Below are 18,354 nucleotides of genomic sequence, written 5' to 3'. Positions count from 1 at the left end.
CGTGTTCAACGGCGAACCCGCCAGTAGGTAATCATGATTCCCGCCGGCTGGGATGGCCAGTCCGACCGAAGGACCTCCCTGACCTGCGAGTTCACGCGGAGCGCCGGACTTTAGCGGGCTAAAGTACGCAGAACATGAACGGAGCGATCGCTCAGTTTCGGACACCAGCGGCGTGGGTCAGCCGGCGCCGAGGCAGATGAACGGGCGGCGCAGCGGATCCACGGCGACTGCGGCGGCGAGTGCGGCGGCCGGGGTGGCGCCGGCGGCGAGGCGGCGGTGGTAGTCGTACATGGTGGCCGCGGCCGCGCGATGGCCCACCCTGGTCACCGCGGCGACGACCGTGCGCGACCCGCCGACCAGCAGCGCGCCGGCGAACCCGAGCGCCTCGTCGCCCGGCCGGATGTGCGCGAGCGCCAGTTCGCACGCGGCGAGCACCACGTGCTCGGGCGGACTGTCCACATGGGACGTCTCGTGCGCGAGCAGCGGTCCGTCGGCGAGTTCGAGCCGGGAGAACATCGCGTTGGCCCGCACGTGCGTGCCGTGCGCGTCCACGTGCACCAGCCGCGCACCGTCCATCGCGGCCAGCACCGCACCGGCCGCGGCCCGGTTCTCCTTGAGTACCACGGCATCCGGGTAGATCGAGCGCAGGTCCGACGACTCGGGCAGGTGCGGCCCGGTGACCAGGACCGTCGGGCCGTCCGACGCGCGATGGCGGGACGCGGCGTCGGTCCAGGTGCTCGCCGACGGCGCGACCGACACCGGCCGGCCGCGCAGCGACGGCAGCGCCGCCCACGGCACCGGGTACAGCGGCCCGTGCGGCACCAGCACCAGCTCGCCGCCGCCCAGCGCACCGGCGAGCGGCCGGAACAGCAGCTCGTCCAGCGTCTCGGCCCGCTTGCGCGCGGACGCCTGCACGCTCGCCGCCAGCCGCGCCGGCAGGTGGTCGGGCGCCAGCACGTCCAGGTCGGCGTGCAACTGCCTGGCGATCTCCGCCGCGTCGGCGACCGCGCCCAGTCGCACCAGGCTTGTCCGTCCACTGTGGACGACCACGGCGGCGAGTTCCTTGCCCGGCCCGGAAAAGCTGACCAGCGTGCGGTCGCCGAGTGCGTCGGCGATCTCCTCGGGCGAGCGCATCGGACGCGGCCGGCCCCATCGGCTGGTGCGCCAGCCGAGCCGGCTGACCTCGCGCTGCAGCGTCTCGCAGCGGCGTTCCAGCGCGGCGGAGGACCGGCCCTCCAGGCGCGCCACCTGGATCGCGCGCAGCAGCGTGCGCACCTCGGCGACCCGGTCGGCGAGCAGCGGATCGTCGATCACCGGCAGCGGCTCGTAGCGGTAGACCTGCGCGCGGGTGCGCTCCTGCCAGGCGAGCAGCCGGCGCGCGTCGGCCGCCCCGCGCGCACCCTCCAGCACGATCCCGACGGCCAGCCGGCCGAGCGCCCGCCCGTGCACGGCGGTGCCGCAGACAAGGTCCAGACCGCCCATACGGTCCCGTACGCGCTCCAGTTCGGCGAGCCCGGTTCTGGCCTGTGCCAAGGCTTTCCGGGTCTCTCCGTGCGCCACGGCCAGCTCGGCGTGGCACAGCCGGTAGAGCATCTGGTGGTCCATCGGCGCGGTGCGGCGGGGCGGCCGGACGTCGGCGAGCAGTTCCTCGGCGGCGGTGGCCGAGCCGCGCCGCAGTGCCAGCCGCACGGCCATCATCCTGGCCAGCAGCGCCTCGTCGACGAGCCCGAGCGCGGACAGCCGGTCGGCCAGCTCGCGCGCCGGCTCCGGCCCGACGCGCCGGCCGGCCGCCTGGCCGGTGAGCGCCTGCACCGCGCGGGCGCGCATCCTGGTCAGCGCGGCCACCTCGGCCCACGCGAGATTGCCCCTGCGCAGGAACCGCTGGCGCGCCGACCCGGCCAGTCGCACCGCGCCGGCCAGGTCGCCGGCGAGGATCGCGGCCGCCGCACGGGACACCTCCGCCTCGGCGAGATCCTGCCCGATTCGCTTGTCCCGCAAGGAATCCATCGCCTCGTCCAGGTGCCGCGCGGCCTCGTCGGCGAGCCCGGCGGCGAGCAGCGCGCGCCCCTGGTCCAGCCGCAGCCGTGGCAGCATGCCGGGCGCGAGCGCGGCGTACGCGTCGCCGGCCAGCTCGTAGTGCCGCAGCGCGCCGGGCACGTCGCCGACGAGCTGGGCGAGATCGCCGAGATTGTGCCGCGCCTTGGCCGGCACGATCGGCGGCACCCCGTCGACTGCCTGGGCGATGCACCGCTGCAGGTCGCGCCGCGCCGGGGCGGGCCGGCCGGCGGCCAGGTGCGCCAGCGCCCGGTTCATCAGGGTGCGTGCCAGCACGGCGGGGTCGCCGGCTCCGGCAGCGAGGCCCCGCTCCAGCAGCGGGATCGCCGCGTCGAAGTGGGCAACCGCGTCGTCGGTGCGGCCGCCGCGCAGCAGCACGATCCCGCGTTGGCCGGTGACCAGCCCCTGCAGCGCGGCCCGGCCGGGATTGCGGGGCAGCTCGGCCAGCAGCGACTCGGCGGTGTCCAGGTGGACCAGCCCGCCGGCGATCGACCCGGTCTCGGTCTCGGCGAGGGCGAGGGTCGCCAACACCTTGGTGCGCAACGAAACCAGCTCGGTGTCCACCGAGTCGATCTCGGGCAGTTCGCGGAGCGCGCGGCGCAGCAGGCGGGCCGCCTCCGCGGGGTCGGCGCCGCTGGCCGTGACGACCGCCTGCTGGTGCAGCGCCCGCGCTAGTTCGACTCCCCCAGCAGTCACAGCACTACCGCGGGGGTCACCACCGTGCCGGACAGCCTTCCGGCAAGGCGAACCAGGATCTGGGTGGTGCCGCGCGGAACGTCGGTGAGCACGAACCGGCCGGACTCGTCGGCGGTGGTGGCCGTCGAGCCGTGCTCGGCCACCCGCACCTCGACCGCGTGCTCGCCGGCGGGCACGAGCCAGCCGTCGATGCGATGCGCCTCGCCGGTCCTGGTCAGGTTCACCATCACGGTCAGGTCGTCCACGGAGAAGGTGATCGTGCCGTTGCCATCGCCGCGGACGCCGGCCAGCGCGGGCATTCGTGCCCAGCGCGCCGCCTCGACGTCGATGTCCTCGATCGCGATGGCGAACTGAATCCGTTCCACCAGATCGCCCGGTGGCGCGTCGAACTCGACCAGTCTGGCGACGCCCTGATAGACGTCGTCGTCACGGTCACTCATGGGACATCACCTTCGTCGTCGCTGAGCAGTGTCCGAAGGGTGTTCAGACACCGCCCTCTGGTCGGGCCGATGCTGCCGCGCGGCATGCGCAGCGCCTCGGACACCGCCTGGTACTCGGCCCTTCCGGCGAGCACGGTCAGCCGCAGCAGCTCCTGGCAGCGGCGGGGCAGCCGGGAGAACGCGATCCACAGGTCCTGGTCGCGCTCCTCGCGCAACGCCTCGGCCTCCGGCATCGGGTCGCGGCTGAGCACCTGTTCGGCCAACTCGGTGGACAGCTCGACCTGTGCGGTGCCGTTCTGCCGCGCGCGGTACGACTCCCGTCTCGTGGTCGTGATCAACCACCCGACCAGTGCCTTCGGCTCGGTCAGACGGTCGACGTGTCGCAGCAGCGCCAGCCACACCGTCTGCACCACGTCCTCGGCGCTGGCCTTGTCCAGGCCGTTGCCTCTGGCGACGTGCCACACCAGGGGTGTCAGCTCGGCCACGAGAACGTCCAGCGCCTTGCGGTTGCCGTGCCTGGCCGCGACCATGCACGCCGCGTGCCGGTCGGATCCGTCCAGGCCTTCCCACGGCGGATTGGTGTCCGCCATCCGGACCTCTGTCACCGCGCCCACCCCACTCCGCGGTTCTGTTGTCAGCTCGTCGCTTGCTTTGTCGCGCGGCACCTCCTTCTCATCACAGATCGCCACTACCACTTTCGGGGGTTCACCCGATTGGCCTACGTCACCCTGGCTTGGAGCACGAAGCTGAGCGTGCGACGCGGGGTGTCCTCCCACGGCCGAACCAGCTCGGCGGTCAGCTCGTGCTCCCCGCTGTCGGTGATGTCGAACGCGAGCCTGCGCTGCCCCGGCTGACCGGGCGCACCCGGCAGGCCGGGCTCGGGCCGCACATGCTCGTCGGCGATCAGCCGCAGCCCGTTCGGCAGCCGCCAGCGCCAGCGATAGCCAGTCGTCGGAATCTCCGCGAGCCGCAGTTCCACGGTGTCGCCCTTGCGTACCAGGGTCGTCCGTCGTGCGTCGCTCTCGACAAGGTGAACCAGTGCCATGAACACCTCCGCGTCCCGGGCGGCGGGTGGAAACCGCCGCGGTGCAACGGTTTCCACCCACAGGTCGTGTCTGGCAGACCATGGGTTTGCCAGACGCGACCTTCGCACCCTGATCACACCATGATCTGGTCGATCCGGCCGGACGCGTCCTCGTGGTAGTCGACGGTGATGTTGTCGTGGGTGGCCAGCGTGGACAGGATCGCCATGTGGCTGTGCCCGGACAGCGAGTTCGGCGACAGCCGCTTCCACCCGATGCCCACCACGTGGGCCCACACACCGGCCGGGTCGTCGTAGGAGTACAGGTAGGAGATCGTCCGCGCGTACACCCAGCCGGCGGTGATCTCCTCGGCGGCCAGCGCGCCGGCGGGGTCCAGCCGCGGCGGCATGGGCGCGTCGCGGTCGAGCGACACGGAGGAGACCGACGAGCCGTCGAACGCCCCGGTCGGGCTCGGCGGCGCGATGTTCGGGTCGTCCACGTTGGTCTGCGGGTCCGCCGGCGCGTCCGCCTTGACGGTCGTGGTCGGAATCGGCGGTGTGGAGGCCGCGGAGGTCTTCTTGCGCGAGGTCCGCGAAGTGCTGCTGGTCATGGTGTCGTTGCCCTTCGGATCAGTCGTGGACCTGGACGGTGGACAGCTCGTTGCCGTTGATGAACGGCGTGACCGCGTGGCCGCTGCCGCGGGCGTGGGTCAGCTCGGCGAGCTTGTTGGTCGTGGTGTTCGGGCCGCCGGCCAGGTGCGTCCAGCCGTAGTGCTCCAGGTAGGCCCACCCGTTGGCGTCGTTCGCCGTGGCGAACAGGCGCAGCGTGCGCTGAGCCGGCAGCCAGGCGCGGAGGTTCACGCCGGTGCAGCCGAACACGGTGGCGCGGTCGCCCGGGTAGTCCTCGATGAACGAGTCGCCGTAGGCGATGCGGAAGAACCCGTTCTCGCCCCAACCGGTGCCCCACGAGTTCTTGCCGATCCAGCAGCCGGCCGCGTCGTCCCAGCCGATCAGCGAGACGCAGTGCCCGCCGGCGACGCTGTTGGTGGTGTGCTTGTAGACGCCGGTCTTGTAGTGCATGAAGTCGCTGTAGACCACGAAGCAGGATTCGATCGCGCCGTAGGAGTAGATGTGCTGCTTCATGGCTGCCGGGTTGCCGGTCAGGTTGACCAGGCCGACGGCCTTGGCGAGCCGGTTGGGCCAGTCGGCGTTCACCGTGCCGGAGCCGTTGTCGTTGTACGGGAAGTAGTCCTCGAACGTGACGCCCTTGGTGACGCAGTCGCCGTACAGGTCGTCCGGCCACGAGCCGGACGCACAGGTGTAGCCGCGCGCCTTGGCGTGCACGTGGTAGAGGTGCGCCTCGGACAGGTTGAGGTTCATCCCGGGAGTGCCGCGGGTGTACGCGGCGGTGGACTCCATCGAGGCCAGCGTGCCGAAGGAGACGCAGGAGCCGCAGCCGCCCTGGTCGCGGATCGGCGTCACGAAGTTGCGTCCGCCGACGTTGCGCAGGTCGAAACTCGCGGGCAGCGAGATTCCGGGAGCGCCGGCGGCGGACACCTGCTGACCGAGTGCGGACTGCGCGGCGGCGGCCATGGCGTCGGGCTGGCCGGTGCGCGCGGCGATCTCGGCGTCGGTGGGCGTCGGCACGCCGAGGCGGGCGTTGCGCCACTCCTCGGGCAGCCGGCTCATTCGGGTCTCGGCCGCCTGCCACGGGTGGCCGAGCTCGGCCAGGGACTCGCGGACGGCCGCGATCTCCGGCAGATTGCGATCGGAGGTCATGCTTCCTCCCAGAACAAGGCGTTGATGGGTCGGACATCAAGAAGAGCCCGATCAGCCCTGCCAGATACGTGTTGGGAGAAGAAAACCAGACGTCAGGCCCACACGAACAACGCGAGCACGATCAACCCGAGTACCGTGCCGCCCGCGACGAGCCCGCAGCCGGAAACGAGCACGCGCCGCCGCGAGTCACCGCGAAACGCCAGCACCATGGCGACCACCGCCGTGATGACCACGATCGCGAGATAGGCGACGGCCCCGCCCACGACCGCTCCGGTGCCACCGGGTCGCATCAGCGCCACCGCGATCACCACCACGGCGATCATCACGGCGCCGCCCAGCGCCAGCGCGGTCGCCAGCATCACCAGGCCGCGCGCGGTGCCCACCTCGGAGTACGTTCGATCGGGCACCGCGCCAGCATAAGGCTGTGGGGCTCAGTTCTCGTCCGGCATGACCAGCCAGCAGATCAGGTAGATCAGCGCGCCGGTGCCGAATCCGAGCAGCGTGGCGGCGACCAGGATGATCCGCAGGACGGCGGCGTCGACGCCCAGCGTGGCCGCCCAGCCGCCGCACACGCCGGCGACCATGCGGTCGGACTTCGACCGGCGCAGCTTCTTCGTCGTGGTCGTGGTGTCCGTGCCGTAGATGTCGTTCGTCATGACTCCACCTTCGCCGCGAACGGGCGTCGACACATCGGGGACCGCCCCTGGTCGAACCCGGATCCGACCCCTGGGCACACCTCGGCAATAGCCCTAGGGTGTGCGCCGTGACTCGCGCCAAGATCCGTGTGTCAGTCCTGCTCGCGGCGTGCGCCATCGCCGCGACGTCCTGCTCGGGGGAGGAACCGTCCGGTGTCACCGTCCCGTCGGTCGGGCGCTCGACCACGATGGGCAAGCCGGCGCCGACCACCGCTCCGCGAGGGCAGGCGTTCACCGTGGCGGCCACCGGTGACGTGCTGATCCACCCCGCGCTCACCGATCAGGCCACCACCGACGGCGGCGGGCGCCGCGACTACCGCCCGCTGCTGGCCGGCGTGAAGCCGGCGATCGAGTCCGCCGACCTCGCGGTGTGTCACCTGGAGGTCCCGCTGGCCTCCGCGAACGGCCCGTTCGACGGCTACCCCGCGTTCAACGCGCCGCCGGAGATCGCGCGGGCGCTCAAGGACACCGGGTACGACACCTGCTCCACCGCCTCGAACCACACGCTGGACAAGGGCGCCGACGGCGTCGCCCGCACGCTGTCCACATTGGACGAGGCGGGCATCGAGCACACCGGGTCGGCGCGCTCCAAGGCCGAGGCGTCCAAGCCGCTGGTGCGCGAGGTCAACGGCGTGAAGGTGGGCCAGGTGTCGTTCACCTTCGGCTTCAACGGGATCAAGCTGCCGCCGGACAAGCCGTGGCTGTCCAACACGCTGGACGCCGACGCCGTGATCGCCGCCGCCAAGGCCACACGCAAGGCCGGCGCCGAGGTGGTGATCGCCAGCCTGCACTGGGGCACCGAGTTCGTGCACGAGCCCACCGCCGACCAGCGCGACACCGCCCGCCGGGTACTCGCCGACCCCAACGTCGACCTGATCATCGGGCACCACGCGCACGTCGTGCAGCCGATCGAGAAGATCGGCGACAAGTGGGTGGCCTACGGGCTCGGCAACCACATCGCCAAGCACTCCGAGCCGCGCGGCACCACCGAGGAGGGCCTGATCGGCCTGTTCCGGTTCTCCAGGACGGCGTCCGGGTGGACCGTGGACAACGCGCAGTACGTGCCGACGCTGGTCGATCTCGGCCCGCCGATCCGGCTGCGCGACCTGTCCGCCGCCACCGGTGTGGAGCCGGCGCGGCGTGAGCAGGCGCTGACGCGCATCGACCGGATCGTGCTCAGCCGGGGTGCGTCCAGGAGCGGCCTCAGCCGACGGTGACTCCGTCGAGAGGCTGATCTCGTCGTACATCTCTGGACGTAGATTCGGACTGCTGAGCGGGAAACACTTACGGACTGGCCCAGGCTGGTTCATACTCCGCCCTCATGGGGTGGGACTTCCGGGTGCTCGGCCCGGTCGCGGTGACGGTGGACGGGCAGCCGGCCAGAGTGGGCGGGACGAAGCTGCTCGTGCTGCTGTCCGGCCTGCTGCTGCGCGCCAACCGGCCGGTGCCGGTGGAACAGTTGACCCGCTGGGTGTGGGACGGCGAGGAGCCGACCGGCGCGCGGAACGCGATCCAGACCTACGTCCTGCGGCTGCGCCGGCTGCTCGGCCCGGACGTGGTGCGGACCGTCCCCGGCGGCTACCAGATCACCGCGTCCGAGGACTCGCTCGACCTCACCGCGTTCGACCTGCTCCTGGAGCGGGCGCGGCGGGCCGAGACCGGCGGCGAGCTGCCGGTCGCGGCGTCGTTGCTGACCAAGGCGCTCGCGCTCTGGCGAGGGCCGGCCTTCGCCGACGTGGAGTCGGATGCCTTGCGGCGCAACGAGTTCCGCGCGCTCGACGAACGGCACACGCGCACCCGCGAGCACTGGGCCGACGTGCTGCTGCGGCTCGGCCGGCACGACGAGGTCCTCGGCGTGCTCAACGAGCTGACCCGCGAGGAGCCGATGCGGGAGCGGTCCAGCGAGCTGCTGATGCTGGCCCTGTACCGGGCCGGGCGGCAGGCCGACGCGCTCGCCGAGTACCGCAGGATCGCCGGCATGCTGGCCGACGAGCTGGGCGTGGACCCCAGCCGTGGCCTGCGGCAGACCCATCAGCGGATCCTGACCGCCGACCCGACGCTGGCCCCCTCGGCCGGCGAGCGGCCGGTGGTCGCCCGCGAGGTGCCGCGCCAGCTCCCCGGTGACGCCACCGGGTTCACCGGCCGGGAGGCCGACCTGGAGCAGCTCGGCGCGACGCTGGCCGAGGACGCCGGCGAGGACAACGTCGCCATCGCGGTGATCGAGGGCACCGCCGGGGTCGGCAAGACGGCGCTTGCCGTGCACTTCGCGCACCGCGTGGTCGAGCGGTTCCCGGACGGCCAGGTGTACCTGGACCTGCGCGGCTACGGCCCCGGCGAGCCGATGGACGCGAGCGCCGCGCTGGCCTCGGCGCTGCAGTCGGTCGGTGTGCCGGGCGACGCCCTGCCGTCCGACGTGGACGCGCGGTCGGCGATGTGGCGCACCCGCACGGCGGGCCGGCGGATGCTGATCGTGCTGGACAACGCGCGCAGCAGCCAGGACGTGCGGCCGCTGCTGCCCGGTGCCGGCTGCATGGTGCTGGCCAGCACGCGCGCGCAGATGATCGGGCTCGGTGCGCGTGACGGCGCCCGGCGGATCACCCTGCACGCGCTGAGCATGCCGGAAGCGATCGGGCTGCTGGAGAAACTCGTTGGGGCGCAACGGGTCCAGGCCGATCCGGTGGCGAGCGCGCGGTTCGTGGACCGGTGCGACCGGCTGCCGCTGGCGATCAGGATCCTGGGCGAGCGGGCCGCCTCCGAGCCGGACGTGGGGCTGGCCGAATTCCTGGACGAGATGGCCGAACTGGACGGCACGCTCGCCCCGTTCACCCTCGACGACGACAAGGACACCGATCTGACCGCGGTGTTCACCTACTCCTACGACGCGCTCGATCCGGACGCGGCGCGGCTGTTCCGGCTGCTCGGGTTGCACCCTGGTACCGAGTTCGGCGCGGAGCTGGCCGCCGCGTGCTCCGGACTGTCCACTTCGGACGCTCGAAGGACGCTGGATCGGCTGTGTGGCGCGCATCTGGTGGAACGGCGTGACCGCAACCGGTACCAGTTGCACGATCTGATGCGCGAGTTCGCCGGCGAGCTGACCCGCCACCACGACGGCGCCGCGGACATCGCCGCGGCGGGCGACCGGATCTTCCTGTGGTACCTGCACTCGCTGCGCAACGCGAACCTGCACCTGAACCGGCACCGGTTCGCCGAGCGGGTGCCGCCGGTGCCGGACGGGCTGGTGCCGCTCACGTTCACCGGGTACCGCGCCGCGCTGGAGTGGTGCGACCGCGAGCACGCCAACCTGCTCGCCGTCGCACGGCGCGCGACCACGCTGTCCCCGGACAGTCCACTGTGGACACTCTGCTGGTCGATGATGACGTATTTCCTTGTGCGCAGCCGGTTCGACGACTGGGAAGCCACCACGGAGCTCGCGATCGACGTGTGCCGCGCGCGGGAGGACCTGTTCGGCGAGGCGCGGATGCTGTCCGGCGTGGCCGTCAAGCACTTCCAGACGCTGCGGTTCGCCGACGCGATCGCGTGCAGCGAACGGGCACTGGCGATCTGCCGTGAGATCGACGTGCCCAGCGTGCTGGTGAACGTGCTGTCCATGCTGGCGATCTCGCACGCGGAGCTGGGGCACCAGGAGCTGGCGCTGGACTATGGCCGGCGCGCGCTGGAGGCGGCGCCCTCGACGCCGGGCGCCAAGCACACGTGGCTCGCGCTGCGCTCGCTGGCGATGGTCAACACGCGGTTCGGCCGCTATGCCGAGGCGCTGGAGTACTGCGGGCTGGCGCTCGAGGCGGCCGGGGAGATCGGGCTCGCCGACTGCGAGGCGCTGGTGCTGCGGGAGTCCGGGCGGGCGCACCGGGGGCTCGGCCGGCTGGACGAGAGCGCGCGGATGTACCTGCGCGCGATCGACGTGCACGGTGAGCTGGAGATGCAGCTCGAGGTGGCGTTGAGCGTGCTCGAACTCGGTGAGGTGCGGCTGCGGCAGGGGCGACCGGTCGAGGCTCGACTGTGCTGGACCAAGGCGCTGCACCTGTTCGAACAGGCCGGCCATCCGGACGCCGAACTGGTGCGGGCCAAGCTCTCCGACACCGCCGTCGCCGCCAGTTAGAACCTAGGACACCGGCCGCCTGGGGCGGGGGATGCGGTGAGGCGACCGGTGTCCTTCGGTCTGTCCGCCGAGTTGGCGCGGCGGACGAGTGATAGTCAACCCGGCGCCGCTGACAATTCGCTGACACGTCAGTCACACGTGATCGCCATGATCGGGCACGTAGGGTTGATCGCGTGCGAAGCGTGGCTGAAGTGCGGAAATGGCCGGTCGACAATGTGGCGGTCGCGGTGGTGGCCGCCGACGGGACGGTGCTCGGGGCCGAGGGTGACCAGGACCGGCGGTACCGGCTGGCGTCGGTGACCAAGCCGCTGACCGCGTACGCGGTGCTGGTGGCCGTGGAGGAAGGCGCGGTCGAGTGGGACGCGCCGGCCGGGCCTGAGGGCTCCACCGTGCGGCACCTGATCGCGCACACGTCGGGGCTGGCGTTCGACAGCCGCACGGTGCAGGCGCCGCCGGGCGAGCGCCGGATCTACTCCAACGCCGGGTTCGACGTGCTGGCCGAGACGGTCGCGGCGGCCTCCGAGATCCCGTTCGCCGACTACCTCGCCGAGGCCGTGTTCACCCCGCTCGACATGACGTCGTCCGCCTTGGACGGCTCCGCCGGCGCCGGGGCGGTGTCCTCGTGCGCCGACCTCGCGCGGTTCGCGGTCGAGTTGCAGCGGCCGACGCTGGTGTCGCCGCGGACCCTCGCGGAGGCGACGGTGGTGGCCTACCCCGGTCTGAACGGCGTGCTGCCCGGCTACGGCAGCCAGCGGCCGAACGACTGGGGGCTCGGCTTCGAGATCCGGGACGGCAAGAGTCCACATTGGACCGGTGCGAACAGCTCGCCGGAGACGTTCGGGCATTTCGGGCAGTCCGGCACGTTCCTGTGGGTCGATCCGCGGGCCGGCGTCGCCTGTGTCGCGCTCGCCGACCGGAACTTCGGGGAGTGGGCGATCGAGGCGTGGCCGGCGTTCACCGACGCCGTGCTCGCCGAGCTCAGTTGACCAGTACGGCCGGATCGAACTCCACCGGCACCGGTTCGGCGGGCATGAACCGCTCGCCGGCGCCGACGGTGTGCTTGACCGCGTACTCGCCGAGTGCGACCAGCTCGTGCGCGATGATCACCGGGAGTTCCTTGGTGCGCCCGCGGTAGTTGCTCGTCTCGATCCGCCAGAAGTGTGGAATCCCGGCCTCGGCGTACATGTACGGCTTCGTCCCCCGGTCCTTCGCACGCGATCTGGGCGAGACGACCTCGACGGCGAGCTGGATGTCGCCGGGGTGCAGGGCCGCGGCCGACGTCCTGGAGGCGCTCGTCGGCACGATGACGAGATCAGGGATGAGCAGGTTGCCCTGCGGCATCTTGATGCCGACGCCTTCGAGTATGCGCAGCGCGGACCGGGCGCGTTGGATGCCGTCACGAAGGATGTAGTGAAGCTCGTGACCGAGCAGCTGGTGCGAAGGAGCTGGCGGCGGGTTCACGATGAGGTCGCCGTCGATGAGCTCATAGCGGAAACCGTCTTCCGGTAGCGCCATGACCTCGTCGAACGTCCACGGGCGACCGTGGTCGTGCTGCTGGATCGCAGTGCTCATCGCCGTCCTCCTTCACTATCAGCATGGCATGTTCCCGCCGGGTGCCACGTCGCTAGACTCGCGAGTCCCGCGCCCTGCATCGGTGAGTCCCGCGCTCAGGCAGTACGGAACGCGGGACTCGGGGTGTCCCAGCGCGGGACTCGCGCGCCTCTAGAGTCGCTTTCGTGTCAGTCACCGTTCGGGACGCGGTCCGTGATCTGCTTCGCGAGTTCGGTACGACGACGGTGTTCGGCAATCCCGGCTCCACCGAGGCCGGTTTCCTCACCGACTGGCCGTCCGATTTCCGCTACGTGCTGGCCCTGCACGAGGCGGTCGCGGTGGCCATGGCGGACGGCTACGCCCAGGCGGGCGCGCGGCCCGTGCTGCTGAACCTGCACGCGGCCGGCGGCCTGGGCAACGCCATGGGCCAGTTGGTCAACGCGTTCCACAACCACACGCCGATGGTCGTGCTCGCCGGGCAGCAGGACCGCGCGATGCTCCCGGAGGACCCGTTCCTCGCCTTCCTCGACGGGCCCGCACTGCCCAGGCCGTACCTGAAAGCGGCGATCGAACCGGCCCGCGCCAAGGACGTGCCGGCCGCCGTCGTCCGAGCACACCGGCTGGCGGCGACCTCGCCGCGCGGACCGGTGCTCGTCACGGTGCCCGCCGACGACTGGGACGCCGAGCCGGCCCCGGCCCTCGCCGGCCCGCCGATCCGACCGTCCACAGTGGACTCCGAGGCGCTGGCCGAGTTGGCCGCCGTGCTCGACAACGCCGAGCGGCCGGCGATCGTGGCCGGGCCCGCCGTCGACGCCGAGCGCGCGGTCACCGACCTGGTCGTGCTCGCCGAGCGGCTGCGCGCCGGCGTGTGGGCGGCGCCGATGTCCGCGCGCTGCTCGTTTCCCGAGGATCACCCGCTGTTCCACGGGTTTCTGGCCCCGACGCGGCAGGCGATCGCGGACGCGCTGGCCGGCCACGACGCCGTCCTCGTACTCGGCGCGCCCGCGTTCACCTATCACGTACCCAGCGACGGGCCGGACGTCCCGCACCCCCGGCTGTACCTGATCAGCGACGACGACTCCGCGCTGGCCCGCGCGCCGCACGCGATCGGCCTGTGTGGCGCGGTCGGCAAGGCGATCGTGACGCTCGCCGGCCTGGTGACGGCGTCGGACCGGCCGGTACCACCCGCACGCCCGGCGCCACCCGAGCCGGCGGGCATCGCGGCGACGGCGTTCGGGACGCTCGCGGACCTGTTGCCGCACAACGCTTTGCTCGTCGAGGAGGCACCGAGCCACCGCGACGCGCTGCGCGCGCACCTGCCGATCACCGCGACAGAGACCGGCTTCCTCACCATCCCCGGCGGCACCCTCGGGTACGGCCTGCCGGCGGCGGTCGGCGCCGCGCTCGCCCGGCCCGACCGGCGGGTGGTCGCGGTCGTCGGCGACGGGGCGGCGATGTACGCGATACAGGCGCTGTGGACCGCCGTGCGCGAGCAGGCGCCGGTGACCGTGGTGGTCATGGACAACGAGGAGTACGCCGCCGTCCGCGAACTCGGCGAGCTGTCCGGAAGGTCCAGGATGCCCGGTACCGAACTCGGCGGCATCGACTTCGCCACCCTCGCCCGCGCACTCGGCTGCACGGCGGAAACCGTTGCCACGCAAGAGAAACTGGAACCCGCACTGCGCCGGGCACTGGCCGCCGGCGGTCCGGCTGTGCTACATCTGCGCACGTGAAAAGCCGACTCAACGACGAGCAGGCGAAACTGGTCGATCGCGCGGGGGAACTCGCCGATCTGTTCGCCACGCGCGCCATCGAGCACGACCGGGAGAACACGTTCCCGCACGAGAACTACGCCGATCTGCGCGACGCCGGGTTCCTCCGGATGTCGGTGCCGACCGAACTCGGCGGTGGCGGCGCGGGTCTGGCCGAGATCGTGCCCGTACTCGAACGCCTCGCCATGGGCGACGGGTCCACCGCGCTCGCGGTGACGATGCACATCTCGCCGCTGGGTCAGTGGGGCAACATCTGGCGGCGCACCGGCAATCCGAGGCTCGCCGAACTGCTCACCCTCGCCGCGCGCGACGAGCTGGTCTGGGCGTCGGTGACCGCCGAACTCGGCGTGGTGAACGACATGACCGACGCGCGCACCGAAGCCGTGCGGGTCGACGGCGGGTACCGGCTCACCGGCCGCAAATCCTTTGCCACCAACACATCCGTGGCCACGCACTGTTCGACGACGGCGCGCTTCGAGGGCGCCGACGGCGGGCCGCGGCTGCTGCTGTGCCGGATCTCGCTGTCCGACCCGAGCGTGACCGTGCACCAGACCTGGGACACGCTCGGCATGCGCGCCACGCAGAGCAACGATCTCGAGCTGGACGGCGTGTTCGTGCCCGAGGAGGACGTGGTGCACTCGCTGCCGGTCGGGCACTTCGACGCCCGAGTGCTGGAGACGGTGTGGGCGTGGGCGATGCCCGCGTTCGCGGCCGTGTACACCGGGATCGCCGCCGGTGCGTTGAGCTGGACGGTCGACCAGGTCGTGCGGCGCGGCAAGCACACGGATCCGTTGGTACAGAACGTGATCGGCGAATGCGAGATCCTTCTGGAGAGTTCGCGTGCGCTGATCCACCGGCACGTGGACGACGTCCGCGACGGCGTGCTGACCGGGCCCGAGGTGCAGGAGGGCGTCGCGCGCTGCGGGCTGGTCAAGTACGTGGCGAGCAACAACGCGGCCGCGGTCATGCGGCAGCTCGTCGAGGTGATCGGCGGCGCCAGCTACACGCGGTCGCTGCCCTTCGAACGGATGTGGCGCGACGTGCAGGCCGGCGTGTTCATGCCGATGCCCAACGCCACGGCACGCCGGCTGCTCGGCGCGAGCGTGCTCGGCGTGGAGCTGGCCCCGTCAATCGGGCCGGACGAGACCGGTCACGACAGCCGCGCCAAGTCCTGACGCGAAGGCTGCCACCGCAGTGTGCGCCCCTCCACCGCGAGCAGCGCCGTGTTCAGGCCGTAGCCGATCACGCCGAGCAGCATGATCCACGCCCACATCTTCGGGAAGTCGAACTGCCGCTGCGCGAACAGCAACTGGTAGCCGATGCCGTTGGTGGTCGCGACGAGTTCGGAGATCACCATCAGCAGCACGGCGATCGACATGCTCAGCCGCAGCCCGGCGAAGATTTTCGGCATCGCGGCCGGCAGCACGACCGTGGTCAGCCACGCCGTCCTCGGAATGCGGAACGCGCGGGCGGTGTCGGTCTGCGTGCGGTCCACCGTGCGCACGCCGTCGACCGTGTTGAGCAGGATCGGCCACACGCAGCCGAACACGATCGTGGTCACCTGCATGGGGGTACCGATCTTGAGCAACACCAGGAACACCGGGATCAGCGTCGGCGGCGGGATCGCCCGGAAGAACGCGAACAGCGGGCCGACGTAGTCCATACCGGTACGCGAACGGCCGAGCGCGGTGCCGAGCGCCACTCCGATCACCACGGCGATCGCGAGACCGGAGAGCGCTCGTCCGATGCTGGGCAGGATGTCGTCGAACACGGTGGCGGACAACCACAACGAGGACGCGTCGCCGGTCAGCCAGAGCGCTCGCCCCTGGTCGAGAATCGTGGTGATCGGCGGGAAGTACAAGCTGGCGCTGGCACGCGCGGCGATCTCCCAGACCAGGAGCGCGCCGGCCAGCACGAGCCAGCGGCCGGCGAACGCGGCGACTCTGCTCACGCCGCCCCCTGTTCCACCGTGCTCCACCGGAACAGCCGCCCGCCGAGCCGCTCGAGGCCCTCGTTGATCAGGTAGCCGATCGCGCCGACGACCAGCGTGCCGGCGAGCACGAGGTCCATCCGGCCGGCGCCCTCGGTCGCCTCCAGGATGAACCTGCCCACTCCGCGCGTCGCGCCGGCGAGGTACTCGGTGCTGATCACCACGATCAGCGAGATCGCCGCGGACATGCGCAGGCCGGTGAACACGAACGGAGCGGCGTGCGGCAGAGACACCGATGTCGCGAGCCGCAAACCCTTGGTGCCGAACGACTTGGCGGTGTCACGCAGTAGTGGGTCGATCTCGCTGAGCGCGTACATCGTGTTGAACAGGATCGGCCACACCGCCGCGTACACCGCGAGCGTGATCTTCGCGGCCGAGCCGGCGCCGACCATGATCAGCACGGGCGGGATCAGCGCGACCGACGGGATCGGGCGCAGGAACTCGACCAGCACGCGGGTGGCCGAGCGCAGGCCGGGGATGCTGCCGAGAAGCAGGCCGGCCGGCACGGCCACACCGGTCGCGATCAGCAGCGCGATGAGCCACGCGAGCAGGCTGGCCTGCACGTCACGCAGAAACTCGACCGAGCCGAGCAGATCGCCCAGCCGTGCGAAGACCGTGGACGGCGGGGGCAGGAAGACCGCGCGAACCACGTCGGCCCTGACGATGATCTCCCACAGTGCGAAGAACACGCCGAGGCCGACGAGGCTCCTGATCACGCGCATGGTCGGGTCATTTCACCAGCAGTGGCGCCACGTCGATCTTCTTGTCGATGACCTTGAACTCGAGCAGCAGGTCCGGCACCCGCTGCATCCGGGTGGCGTCCATCGCGGACTGGAAGTCCAGCAGCGTGGCGAGCTTGGCGATGTCGTGGTCGACGCCGGCGAACTCGACCAGCAGCGGTTCGACGACCGACCGGTCGCGCGACTCGTCGGTGGCCCGTTTCATCGCGCGCTGGAAGGCGGCGACCGTCTTCGGGTTCTCCGAGGTGAACTTGCCGGTGGACGCGTAGCCGGCGGTGGGGAAGTTCGCGGTCGGGCCGGTGGCGACATCGATCACCGGGACGGCGCCGGTGGTCTTGGCCGCGTGGGTGATCCACGGTTCGGTGAGGAAGGCCGCGTCCACCTCGCGGGAGGCGAGTTTCGCCGCGGTCTGCGGGAACGGGATCTCCACCCACTTGATCGTCTGGTACGGCACGTCCTGGATCTTGAGCGTGGCCATGGTCAGCAGGTCGGAGATCGTGTTCCGCGCGGTGACCGCGACCCGCTTGCCGGCCAGATCGGCGGGGGTGCGCACGGACGAGGTGGGCAGGGCGACCACGACGGTGCTCTTCGGGCCGGCCGAGGACGCGTCGGCGACGAACTTGAGGTCCAGCACGCCCTTGGCCTTCGCGACGTAGAACGGGGTGTAGCTGGAGTAGGCGATGTCCACCTCGCCGCTGGTCAGCTTGGTGACCGAGGCGCCGCCGCTCGGGGCGTTGGAGATCTTGACGTCATCGATGCCCTCGGCCTTGAAGTAGCCGCGCTTCATGGCGAGGTGAAACGGTGCGACGTCGGTGGTCGGCATGACCGAGATCTTGATCGAGGACTTCTCGACCTTGCCGCCGGCGGACGCCGAGCTTTCGCTGTCGCCGAGCGCACTGCACCCGGTGAGAGCGGCTAACAGTGGGAAGACCAACCCGATGATCGTCGCCGTGCCGCGACGCGACATGCGCCCTCCTCGTGGTCGAGGTTCTGTGGAGGCGCACGTGCAAGCTCGCCGCCCCCAGTGGCTGTGCGCCGCGAACTCTAGGAGAAAGATCTTGGCGTCACAACGGGCAATATCCCGATTTCTCTGAGACACCAACAACACTCAGGTCAGCGCGAGTGAACGTTCGGTGACGCCCTCATGGCCAGCACGTGTGACCACAGATATCACCCGTTTGCTCACACTCAGCCATTGACGCTGCCTGACGGGCCAGGCATGCTGGAGAACGTTCGCGAAGTTTCTCGACATTGGAGGGATGATGAGAGCTTACTTCCTCGGCAAGGACCCTGAATCTCACGGTGGAGGTTCGCCAACGTTGTTCGCGACCGATCGTGCGGATCGGCGTACCTACATCGCGCAAGGCTGGGAGGTCACCGATCCGCAGGTGCTGGCCGACGTTGGCCCTATTCCTGACGGCGAGGCGATCATTGAGATTCCTGAAGAGGTGCTGGTCTTTTACGGTCGTGATCGAGAGGGTGAGACCGCTGGGTGAGT

At 71.0% G+C, this 18,354-nt stretch carries 18 protein-coding genes; 6 read left to right on the top strand and 12 right to left on the bottom strand.

All coding sequences use genetic code 11. The annotated features are described in order from the left end of the window. Positions 1-177: 177 nt before the first annotated feature. From EV193_RS11600 to EV193_RS11565, 8 genes are all read right to left on the bottom strand, one after another. A complete protein-coding gene (locus EV193_RS11600) occupies positions 178-2,751 on the bottom strand; it encodes a CHAT domain-containing protein (protein ID WP_130344043.1) in 2,574 nt (857 codons plus the stop codon). Continuing rightward, positions 2,748-3,191 (bottom strand): carboxypeptidase regulatory-like domain-containing protein, encoded by a 444-nt coding sequence (locus EV193_RS11595; RefSeq protein WP_130344042.1) that lies wholly within the window; start codon positions 3,189-3,191, stop codon positions 2,748-2,750. Before EV193_RS11595 ends, EV193_RS11600 begins: the two co-directional genes overlap by 4 nt. Next, the gene (locus EV193_RS11590; protein WP_165401320.1) at positions 3,188-3,796 is read right to left on the bottom strand and encodes an RNA polymerase sigma factor; all 609 of its coding nucleotides are present in this window, start codon (positions 3,794-3,796) and stop codon (positions 3,188-3,190) included. The genes EV193_RS11595 and EV193_RS11590 overlap by 4 nt, the downstream gene beginning before the upstream one ends. 113 nt (positions 3,797-3,909) lie before the next feature. Then, a complete protein-coding gene (locus tag EV193_RS11585) occupies positions 3,910-4,236 on the bottom strand; it encodes a protease inhibitor I42 family protein (protein WP_130344041.1) in 327 nt (108 codons plus the stop codon). A 113-nt stretch (positions 4,237-4,349) separates the two neighbouring features. Next, a complete protein-coding gene (locus EV193_RS11580; protein WP_130344040.1) occupies positions 4,350-4,823 on the bottom strand; it encodes a hypothetical protein in 474 nt (157 codons plus the stop codon). Between the two features lie 19 nt (positions 4,824-4,842). Beyond that, complete coding sequence (locus EV193_RS11575) at positions 4,843-5,991, bottom strand: C1 family peptidase (RefSeq protein ID WP_130344039.1); 1,149 nt, start codon at positions 5,989-5,991, stop codon at positions 4,843-4,845. Positions 5,992-6,083: 92 nt separating this feature from the next. Next, on the bottom strand, positions 6,084-6,398 hold the full coding sequence (locus EV193_RS11570) for a hypothetical protein (RefSeq protein ID WP_130344038.1): 315 nt from the start codon (positions 6,396-6,398) through the stop codon (positions 6,084-6,086). A 24-nt stretch (positions 6,399-6,422) separates the two neighbouring features. Next, complete coding sequence (locus EV193_RS11565) at positions 6,423-6,647, bottom strand: PspC domain-containing protein (protein WP_130344037.1); 225 nt, start codon at positions 6,645-6,647, stop codon at positions 6,423-6,425. Between the two features lie 107 nt (positions 6,648-6,754). Between EV193_RS11565 and EV193_RS11560 the strand changes: the two genes are divergently transcribed. From EV193_RS11560 to EV193_RS11550, 3 genes are all read left to right on the top strand, one after another. Next, positions 6,755-7,903 (top strand): CapA family protein, encoded by a 1,149-nt coding sequence (locus EV193_RS11560; protein ID WP_242613305.1) that lies wholly within the window; start codon positions 6,755-6,757, stop codon positions 7,901-7,903. Positions 7,904-8,007: 104 nt separating this feature from the next. Continuing rightward, the gene (locus EV193_RS11555; RefSeq protein ID WP_130344036.1) at positions 8,008-10,803 is read left to right on the top strand and encodes an AfsR/SARP family transcriptional regulator; all 2,796 of its coding nucleotides are present in this window, start codon (positions 8,008-8,010) and stop codon (positions 10,801-10,803) included. A 173-nt stretch (positions 10,804-10,976) separates the two neighbouring features. Then, entirely contained in the window at positions 10,977-11,789 is an 813-nt protein-coding gene (locus EV193_RS11550) for a serine hydrolase domain-containing protein (RefSeq protein WP_130344035.1), read from the top strand. On the opposite strand, the gene EV193_RS11545 is transcribed toward EV193_RS11550, so the two are convergent. Beyond that, positions 11,782-12,375 (bottom strand): Uma2 family endonuclease, encoded by a 594-nt coding sequence (locus tag EV193_RS11545; protein WP_130344034.1) that lies wholly within the window; start codon positions 12,373-12,375, stop codon positions 11,782-11,784. The two genes, EV193_RS11550 and EV193_RS11545, sit on opposite strands and share 8 nt — an antisense overlap. Before the next feature lie 164 nt (positions 12,376-12,539). Between EV193_RS11545 and mdlC the strand changes: the two genes are divergently transcribed. Together mdlC and EV193_RS11535 are read left to right on the top strand one after the other, a co-directional pair. Continuing rightward, positions 12,540-14,087, top strand: coding sequence for a benzoylformate decarboxylase (mdlC, locus tag EV193_RS11540; protein ID WP_130344033.1), 1,548 nt, complete (start codon positions 12,540-12,542; stop codon positions 14,085-14,087). Next, positions 14,084-15,301: an acyl-CoA dehydrogenase family protein gene (locus EV193_RS11535; RefSeq protein WP_130344032.1), complete on the top strand. Its 1,218-nt coding sequence runs from the start codon at positions 14,084-14,086 to the stop codon at positions 15,299-15,301. Before mdlC ends, EV193_RS11535 begins: the two co-directional genes overlap by 4 nt. Here the strand turns inward: EV193_RS11535 and EV193_RS11530 are convergent. From EV193_RS11530 to EV193_RS11520, 3 genes are read right to left on the bottom strand one after another with little or no spacing between them, the layout of a single operon-like run. Beyond that, a complete protein-coding gene (locus EV193_RS11530; RefSeq protein WP_130344031.1) occupies positions 15,277-16,077 on the bottom strand; it encodes an ABC transporter permease in 801 nt (266 codons plus the stop codon). The two genes, EV193_RS11535 and EV193_RS11530, sit on opposite strands and share 25 nt — an antisense overlap. Then, entirely contained in the window at positions 16,074-16,838 is a 765-nt protein-coding gene (locus EV193_RS11525; protein WP_130344030.1) for an ABC transporter permease, read from the bottom strand. Before EV193_RS11525 ends, EV193_RS11530 begins: the two co-directional genes overlap by 4 nt. Before the next feature lie 7 nt (positions 16,839-16,845). After that, a complete protein-coding gene (locus EV193_RS11520) occupies positions 16,846-17,823 on the bottom strand; it encodes an ABC transporter substrate-binding protein (protein WP_130344029.1) in 978 nt (325 codons plus the stop codon). 295 nt (positions 17,824-18,118) lie between these two features. Between EV193_RS11520 and EV193_RS11515 the strand changes: the two genes are divergently transcribed. Then, on the top strand, positions 18,119-18,352 hold the full coding sequence (locus EV193_RS11515) for a hypothetical protein (protein WP_130344376.1): 234 nt from the start codon (positions 18,119-18,121) through the stop codon (positions 18,350-18,352). The last annotated feature ends 2 nt before the right edge of the window (positions 18,353-18,354 follow it).

Source organism: Herbihabitans rhizosphaerae (assembly GCF_004216555.1).
Lineage (GTDB): Bacteria > Actinomycetota > Actinomycetes > Mycobacteriales > Pseudonocardiaceae > Herbihabitans > Herbihabitans rhizosphaerae.
Note: the sequence above shows the minus strand (reverse complement) of the source record. Positions and strands in the feature narration are given on the sequence as shown.